Annotated in this window: 8 protein-coding genes and 2 pseudogenes; 3 read left to right on the plus strand and 7 right to left on the minus strand. The window is 62.7% G+C overall.

Going from position 1 to position 8,177, the window contains the following annotated elements; translation table 11 throughout:
* Positions 1–365: 365 nt before the first annotated feature.
* Positions 366–611, plus strand: a pseudogene (locus tag FTT63_RS14345) (hypothetical protein); the annotation flags it as partial.
* A 249-nt stretch (positions 612–860) separates the two neighbouring features.
* Here FTT63_RS14345 and FTT63_RS14350 read toward each other — a convergent pair.
* The 3 genes from FTT63_RS14350 to groES all read right to left on the minus strand — a co-directional run bounded on the left by FTT63_RS14350 (position 861) and on the right by groES (position 4,565).
* The gene (locus FTT63_RS14350) at positions 861–2,354 is read right to left on the minus strand and encodes an IS91 family transposase (protein WP_043907034.1); all 1,494 of its coding nucleotides are present in this window, start codon (positions 2,352–2,354) and stop codon (positions 861–863) included.
* A gap of 224 nt (positions 2,355–2,578) precedes the next feature.
* A complete protein-coding gene (groL, locus tag FTT63_RS14355; protein ID WP_004201176.1) occupies positions 2,579–4,219 on the minus strand; it encodes a chaperonin GroEL in 1,641 nt (546 codons plus the stop codon).
* Between the two features lie 55 nt (positions 4,220–4,274).
* Positions 4,275–4,565 carry a co-chaperone GroES gene (gene groES, locus FTT63_RS14360; RefSeq protein WP_004201172.1) on the minus strand — a complete coding sequence of 97 codons (291 nt, stop codon included), beginning with the start codon at positions 4,563–4,565 and terminating at the stop codon, positions 4,275–4,277.
* 193 nt (positions 4,566–4,758) lie between these two features.
* Here groES and cutA point away from each other — a divergent pair, with 193 nt between their 5' ends.
* Both cutA and FTT63_RS14370 read left to right on the plus strand, forming a co-directional pair.
* Positions 4,759–5,088, plus strand: coding sequence for a divalent-cation tolerance protein CutA (cutA, locus tag FTT63_RS14365; RefSeq protein WP_004201171.1), 330 nt, complete (start codon positions 4,759–4,761; stop codon positions 5,086–5,088).
* A 4-nt stretch (positions 5,089–5,092) separates the two neighbouring features.
* On the plus strand, positions 5,093–6,124 hold the full coding sequence (locus FTT63_RS14370; RefSeq protein WP_004201169.1) for a protein-disulfide reductase DsbD domain-containing protein: 1,032 nt from the start codon (positions 5,093–5,095) through the stop codon (positions 6,122–6,124).
* A gap of 10 nt (positions 6,125–6,134) precedes the next feature.
* Here FTT63_RS14370 and FTT63_RS14375 read toward each other — a convergent pair whose 3' ends face one another.
* From FTT63_RS14375 to FTT63_RS14390, 4 genes and pseudogenes are all read right to left on the minus strand, one after another.
* Positions 6,135–6,773 carry a phosphoribosylanthranilate isomerase gene (locus FTT63_RS14375; protein ID WP_004201168.1) on the minus strand — a complete coding sequence of 213 codons (639 nt, stop codon included), beginning with the start codon at positions 6,771–6,773 and terminating at the stop codon, positions 6,135–6,137.
* A 4-nt stretch (positions 6,774–6,777) separates the two neighbouring features.
* Entirely contained in the window at positions 6,778–7,143 is a 366-nt protein-coding gene (ble, locus tag FTT63_RS14380; RefSeq protein ID WP_004201167.1) for a bleomycin binding protein Ble-MBL, read from the minus strand.
* 3 nt (positions 7,144–7,146) lie between these two features.
* A complete protein-coding gene (locus FTT63_RS14385) occupies positions 7,147–7,959 on the minus strand; it encodes a subclass B1 metallo-beta-lactamase NDM-1 (RefSeq protein WP_004201164.1) in 813 nt (270 codons plus the stop codon).
* Positions 7,960–8,059: 100 nt separating this feature from the next.
* Positions 8,060–8,177, minus strand: a pseudogene (locus FTT63_RS14390) (IS30 family transposase); the annotation flags it as partial.

Consider the following 8,177-nt stretch of genomic DNA (forward strand, 5'->3'; position numbering starts at 1 on the left):
TTCTTGACTCAAGCATTAATGCAGTACGATCTTCAAAGTTAAGATGATGGTATGACAATTTTATATACTCCATAAACCCTTTAAATTAATTAGGTGGTTTATGTCGCACTTCAAGTTTTACTCTGCCCTCCATTGTTTTCAATTTATCGGATTTCTAAAAACATGAGATATATGTTTCAATAAAAGTTTTTAAGAACTTTATACACCAAATACCAATGCTTCACTTATGATAAAGTGGATTAAAATTGCAGAAAATGGGTAAATCCATAAAAAATGTCAACATCTTCAAATATACAATTGTATTTCAATTTCCGTTGTTTATAGTTGGAACATTTTTTTAAATCTCTACACTCAAGGTTAGATTTATGTCTACTGCTCATAAAAAAGCATCCTTATTGCAAAAAGTCAGTAAAGGACTCACAGTTGGTTCAGTCATTACAGGAAGCACGTTTTTACATGGTCCCCCTGTTTTGGCACTCGGTTTTACCAAGCTGTTTAAAAAATCAAAAAAAGTAGACGAAACCAATATTCAATTGGCCAATAGCTGGATTGGTGTAAACAACCACCTGATTGAAAAGGTGCTGCCAAACCTAAAGTGGGATATGGGTATAGGAAGTTCAACCGCCCTTTTTGGCGAGTCTGGCGGGTAGGAAGCGGCCGCGCAAGCGCCGCTTTGGGCACAGATCGGGCACAGATCGGGGGTTCATGCGTGGGTTTTCGACATCGCGGGGCCACGCAGCGGCTCAGTGCGTAGCCATTTCTCACCGAATCCCGGCACAGGGCCGAGCGCAGCCCTGCGGGGTCGTGGCCGCATCGGATCGGACTCTGGCTTGGCTGCCGGCTGTGTGGCCGGCGCCTCATCACGCGGCGGGCGGCGGGGCGCGCGCTGCGGGCCGGTAGTGCGCTTGCTCCAGCGCGCCGTGTTTCTCGAAGTGGGCGAGGATGGCGCGAATGGCCTTGGGGTCTTCGATGCTGGCGACGATCCGCACCGCGCCGCCGCAGTGGGCGCAGGTGGTGATGTCGATGGAAAAGACCCGCTTGAGCCGTTGCGCCCAGCTCATCGCACGGCGCTTCTGCTCGGGGCTGCGCGGCTCGTCGTGGGCGCTGACGTCCACTGGCGCCGCATCGCCCGCAGGCCGCCTGCCGCGCCCCGAGGGCGTCAGCTGCGCGCGCAGGTTTGCATTCGGGGCGAATACGCCGTGGAAGCGGGTGAGATGCGCGCGTGGCGGCGGGACCAGTGCCGCCAGCTTGGCGATGAAGTCCACCGCATCCCATTCGACATGCGTGGTGCCATTGCGCCACGGCGTCTTGAGCTGGTAACGCACCCTGCCCTGTGGCGAGATCGATAGCCGCTGCTCGCTGATCGCCGGGCGCGTGATGTAGCGGCACAGCTTTTCGAGCTTGTGGCTTTCGTGTGCTTCCGCGGCCACGCCGGCATGCAGCGAGAAGCCGCCGACCTTGCCGGCGTCGCCCTCCAGCGGACCGGCGTCGCCAGGCAGCGTTTGCAGCGTGACGACCTTGCGGCCAGCGTCGCGACCGGTGGCGATGCGGTAGGTCATCGAACTCATCCGCAGCCCATCCATGCCGTCGTCGCTACCCGCGCTGTCGGACAGGAACACGGATTCGTCTTCGCCTTCGAGCCAGCCGCGGCGCGACAGGTGCCGGCACACGCGATGCGCGATGGTGTTGGCCAGTTCCGTCAGTTGCGCCGATGTGGGCGCACGGGTGCGGTGCAGGCGCGGCTTGCGCTGCGGACGCTCGGTGGTGTCCTCGTACACGCCGTCGAGCCACAGCATGTGGAAGTGGATGTTGAGATTCAGCGCGCTGCCGAAGCGCTGGATCAGGGTCACCACGCCGCATTGCGCCGTATCCCGCGGCACGCCGGCCTGATCGGCAAGCCAACCGGCGATCACACGATGCACGATGCCCAGCACCGGGCCGATCGCCTCAGGCTTGCTGGCGAACAGGAAGCGCAACGGGTACGGGAAACTCAGCACCCATTGCCGCACCGGCCGCGGGCCGAACACCTCGTCCACCAGATGCCGCGCCGACTCGGCCATGCGCCGTGCGCCGCAGCTCGGGCACAGCCCGCGCTTCTTGCAGGAATACGCCACCAGCCTCTCGGCACGACAGTGCTCGCAGACCACGCGCAGGAAGCCGTGCTCGAGCACGCCGCAGCGCAGGTAGGTCTCGAACTCCTCGCGCACATACTCGGGCAGCGGGCGGTCTTCGGCCTCAAGACGCGCGATGAAGTCCGGGTAGTGCGCCTGCACTAGCGCGTACAGCAGCGTGCGCTCGGGCAGGTGGCGCGCGTAACGCGCAGCGGCGTGGGCGGCCGGCAGTGGCGCGCACACCTCGGCCTGCCGCCGGGGTGCGGTCAGGCGCGGCACGCAGCGCTCCGTTGCAGGGACGGCTGCTCAGGGTTGCGCCCGCGAGCACGCGTTCATATCGGCGTTTTCTGATCTTCGCGTCAGACATTGCCGCGGGGCGGGTAGGAAGTCTCCCGCCTCGGACGCCAGAACGCACAAAGCCCGGCACGAGGCCGGGCTTTGTGGTCTTGCTTGATGGATCGCGGGGCTTAGAAATCCATGCCGCCCATGCCGCCCATGCCGCCGCCGGCCGGCATCGCCGGCTCGTCCTTCTTCGGGGCCTCGGCCACCATCGCTTCGGTGGTGATCATCAGGCCCGCGATCGACGCGGCGTTCTGCAGCGCGGTGCGGGTGACCTTGGTCGGGTCCAGGATGCCGAACTCGATCATGTCGCCGAACTCGCCGTTGGCGGCGTTGTAGCCGAACGCACCCGAACCTTCGACCACGCGGTTGAGGATGACCGACGGCTCATCGCCGGCATTGGTCACGATCTCGCGCAGCGGGGCTTCCATCGCGCGCAGGGCGATCTGGATGCCGTGGTTCTGGTCTTCGTTCACGCCCTTGATGCCGGCGATCGCCGCCTTGGCACGGATCAGGGCGACGCCGCCGCCCGGGACGATGCCTTCCTCGACGGCCGCACGGGTCGCGTGCAGGGCGTCTTCGACGCGCGCCTTCTTTTCCTTCATCTCGACTTCGGTGGCGGCACCGACCTTGATCACCGCAACGCCGCCGGCCAGCTTGGCCACGCGCTCCTGCAGCTTCTCGCGGTCGTAGTCGGAGGAGGTCTCCTCGATCTGCGCCTTGATCTGCTTGATGCGCGCCTCGATGCCCGCGCCTTCGCCGGCGCCATCGATGATGGTGGTGTTTTCCTTCGACACCTGGATCTTCTTGGCGCGGCCGAGGTCCTTGATGGTGGCCTTCTCCAGCGACAGGCCGACTTCCTCGGAAATCACCACGCCGCCGGTCAGGATCGCCATGTCTTCCAGCATCGCCTTGCGACGGTCGCCGAAGCCCGGGGCCTTCACCGCGCAGACCTTGACGATGCCGCGGATGGTGTTGACCACCAGGGTCGCCAGCGCTTCGCCTTCGACTTCCTCCGCCACGATCAGCAGCGGCTTGCCGGCCTTGGCCACGCCCTCGAGGACGGGCAGCAGGTCGCGCACGTTGGAGATCTTCTTGTCGTACAGCAGGATGAAGGGATCATCCAGGTCGGCCGACATCGACTGCTGGTTGTTGACGAAGTACGGGCTCAGGTAGCCGCGGTCGAACTGCATGCCCTCGACCACGTCGAGTTCGTTGTCCAGGCCGCTGCCTTCCTCGACCGTGATCACGCCTTCCTTGCCGACCTTGTCCATCGCCTGCGCGATCAGGTCGCCGATGTTGGCATCCGAGTTCGCGGAGATCGCGCCGACCTGGGCGATTTCCTTGCTGGTCGACGACGGCTTGGACAGCGACTTCAGTTCGCCGACCGCGGCCTTCACCGCCTGGTCGATGCCGCGCTTCAGGTCCATCGGGTTCATGCCGGCGGCGACCGCCTTCATGCCCTCGCGGATGAACGCCTGCGCCAGCACGGTGGCGGTGGTGGTGCCGTCGCCGGCGTTGTCGGAGGTCTTGGAAGCGACTTCCTTCACCATCTGCGCGCCCATGTTCTCGAACGCGTCAGCCAGTTCGATTTCCTTGGCGACGGAGACGCCGTCCTTGGTGATGGTCGGCGCGCCGTAGCTCTTCTGCAGCACGACGTTGCGGCCCTTCGGGCCGAGGGTCGCCTTCACGGCGTTGGCGAGCACGTTGACGCCGCGCACCATCTTGGAGCGCGCGTCTTCGCCGAAACGAATGTCCTTGGCAGCCATTGCGAATTACCTCGAAAAATTATTCGGATGAGAAATGTGTGGGAGCGACGCGCGATCAGCCGAGGATCGCGAACAGGTCGTCTTCCTTCACCACCAGCAGCTCGACGCCGTCCAGCTTCACTTCGGTGCCGCTGTACTTGCCGAACAGCACCTTGTCGCCGACCTTGACCTGCGGCGCGCGGACCTGGCCGTTGTCCAGCACCTTGCCGGTGCCGACGGCGACGACTTCGCCCTTGATCGGCTTCTCGGTGGCCGAATCCGGGATCACGATCCCGCCGGCGGACAGCTTCTCTTCTTCCATGCGCTTGATGACCACGCGGTCGTGCAGCGGCTTGATATTGGACATGGCAACCTCGGTAAATGGTTGATTGACGTGGAAAAACCCGGCGATTTTAGCAGTCGCGCGAAGCGAGTGCCAAACCGCGGACAACAGAACCGGGCGAACCCGGCATGCCACCGAGATGGGGCGGGCCCGCCGACTTTCAAGGGCCGCACGCGGATGTCCGCCAGGCCCGCCGGATCGGGGCAGCCGCTACCCTATGCCGGTGAGCGCCCTGATCTGCTTCTGCACCTGTCCCGACGCCGACAGCGCCGAGCGCATCGCCACCGCGCTGGTGGCCGAGCGCCTGGCCGCCTGCGTCAACCTCCTGCCCGGCCTGCGTTCGGTCTATCGCTGGCAACGCAAGGTCGAGGCCGCGGCCGAGGTCCTGCTGCTGGTCAAGACCAGTGCCGAGGCCTACCCCGCCCTGCAGGAACGCCTGCGCCAACTGCATCCCTACGAACTCCCGGAGCTGCTCGCGGTCGAAGCCGCGTCCGGCCTGCCCGAATACCTGCAATGGCTGGCCGCCGAGAGCCGACCGGTAAACTGAGCCAATGACCGCATCCACGATCCGCCTGCGCCGCTGGCTGGCCGGGCTCGCCCTGCTGCTTGCGCTGCCCGCGACCTCGGCCGTCGCCCAGGACTTCGAACTGCCGCCGGTCGACGAGGTCTTCGTCCTGTCCGCGCAGGCCACCGCGCCGGACCGCATCGAGGTGCGCTGGCGGATCGCCGACGGCTATTACCTGTACCGGCACCGCACCTCGGTCAAGGCCGATGCCGCCTTCACCGGCGCGACCATGGCGCTGCCGAAGGGCAAGGCCTACCGCGACGAATTCTTCGGCGACGTCGAAACCTACCGCAAGGAATTGCTCGGCACCCTCACCGGCACGCCCGCGGCCGGCGCGAGCGCGACCACCCTGACCGTGAAGTACCAGGGCTGCGCCGATGCCGGCGTGTGCTACCCGCCGCAGACCCGCACCCTGAAGGTCGCGTTGCCGGGCGAAGCGGGCGCTGGCGGCTTCGGCTGTAAGGCGCGCGGGCTGCATGATTATGTCGTCAAGAACGGCTCTGCCGATCATCCCAACGCCGAGGTGAAATTCGCACTGGGTGATGTGGTCAACACCATGATCGGCTGCACTAATGGTGAAACGATCATGCTGTGCCACGACACCTCGCTGCCGCGCCCCTATTCTCTCGGCTTTCGGGTGCAAGGCACCGAGGGGCTGTGGATGGACGTCAACAAGTCGATCTATCTGGAGGGCAAGAGCCCACAGCCGCACCGCTGGGAGCCTGCCGAGGGCTGGTTTGCGAAATACGATCACCCGCTATGGAAACGCTACGCCGATCTGGCGGCAGGGGCCGGGCATGGCGGGATGGACTGGTTCGTGATCCACGCTTTTGTCGAGGCGCTGAAGGCCAAGGCCCCGATGCCAATCGACATTTACGACGCGCTGGCCTGGAGCGCGATCACGCCTCTGTCGGAACAATCGATTGCTGAGGGCAATCGCACGTTAGATTTTCCCGACTTCACCCGAGGGCAGTGGCGCACCCGCAAGCCGATCTTTGCGCTGAACGACGCCTATTGATCGACGCGATTTAGGCCAAGCGCACCGCAAAGGCGAAATTGGTAATCTTGTCGGTATCCTTGACGCCCGGCGCGCTTTCGACGCCGCTGGAGGTATCGACCAGCGGCGCTCCGGTGCGCGCAATCGCCTCGGCAACATTCGTCGGATTTAGCCCGCCTGCCAGCCCCCACGGCAAGGCACCGCGATATCCGGCCAGCAGCGACCAGTCGAACGCCAACCCCATGCCGCCGGGCAGCGCGCCTTTGGGGGTCTTGGCGTCGAACAAGATCAAGTCCGCCGCCCCGGCATAGGCTGCGGCGCGTGCGACATCGCTGGCGCTGGCGACGGGCAGCGCCTTCCACACCGGCTTGCCAAACCGCGCGCGCAACTGGGCCACGCGTTCGGGCGATTCCGAACCGTGCAGCTGCAGCGCGTTCAGCTTGGCTGCCACCAGTGCGTCGGCGATGACAGCATCATCCGCATCGACGAACAAACCGACCATGGCGATCTGGCCAGCTGCGCGCGATGTCAAAGCGCCCGCGACATTCGACGTAACCGCACGGGGCGACGCTGGATAGAACACCAACCCGGCATAGTCCGCCCGCGCCGCGATGGTCGCATCGAGCGCCTCGGGTGTGCTGATCCCGCAAATCTTGATTTTCGCGGGCATGCGGTCAGTCGGGGTTCTGGATCAGCCGCACCAGCGTGCAGTCGGGATCGATCAGGTAGCCGATCCTCAGGCCGCTCGCCTCCAGTTGCGGAGCTTTGAAGCGCGGCCAGCCGGTGCTTTTTTCCTCGGCTCCCGCCGCGTTCACCAATGCCACCATGGCATCGAGATCATCCAACCGCAGGCAACAGCCGAACGAGCTCGTAGCTGGGTCGAGGTCAGGATAGGGGAAGAATTCGAGCTGCAAACCGCCGCGCTGCAGGATCATCCAGCCGCGATCCTTCCAACTCGTCGCAAAGCCCAGCTTCGCATAAAACGCCTCTGTCACATCGAAATCGCGCGATGGCAGATTGGGGGTGACGTGGTCAGCCATGGCTCAGCGCAGCTTGTCGGCCATGCGGGCCGTATGAGTGATTGCGGCGCGGCTATCGGGGGCGGAATGGCTCATCACGATCATGCTGGCCTTGGGGAACGCCGCACCAAACGCGCGCGCTGACGCGGCGTAGTGCTCAGTGTCGGCATCACCGAGATTGCCGAGCGACTTGGCCTTGCTGTCCTTGATCAGGCAGCCACCAAAAGCGATGTCGGTGCCGTCGATCCCAACGGTGATATTGTCACTGGTGTGGCCGGGGCCGGGGTAAAATACCTTGAGCGGGCCAAAGTTGGGCGCGGTTGCTGGTTCGACCCAGCCATTGGCGGCGAAAGTCAGGCTGTGTTGCGCCGCAACCATCCCCTCTTGCGGGGCAAGCTGGTTCGACAACGCATTGGCATAAGTCGCAATCCCCGCCGCATGCAGCGCGTCCATACCGCCCATCTTGTCCTGATGCGCGTGAGTCACCACCGCCAGCGCGACCGGCAGGTTGATCTCCTGCTTGATCCAGTTGAGGATCTGGGCGGTCTGGTCATCGGTCCAGGCGGTATCGACCACCAGCACGCGGCCGCCATCCCTGACGATCAAACCGTTGGAAGCGACTGCCCCGAAACCCGGCATGTCGAGATAGGAAGTGTGCTGCCAGACATTCGGTGCGAGCTGGCGGAAAACCAGATCGCCAAACCGTTGGTCGCCAGTTTCCATTTGCTGGCCAATCGTCGGGCGGATTTCACCGGGCATGCACCCGCTCAGCATCAATGCAGCGGCTAATGCGGTGCTCAGCTTCGCGACCGGGTGCATAATATTGGGCAATTCCATCAAGTTTTCCTTTTATTCAGCATTAAAAACCCCGCAAATGCGAGGCCTAGTAAATAGATGATCTTAATTTGGTTCACTGTAGCAAAAATATGGGGCGAATTCAAACATGAGGTGCGACAGTTTCAAAAGCCATATGATAATCAACAAGCTGAGCAAATTTCTCTAATGGTGTAAGCCAATCTAACGCCTTTCTAGGACGAGTATTCAGTGACATGGCA

This window comes from Acinetobacter sp. C15 (genome assembly GCF_013420645.1).
Classification (GTDB): Bacteria; Pseudomonadota; Gammaproteobacteria; order Pseudomonadales; family Moraxellaceae; genus Acinetobacter; species Acinetobacter indicus.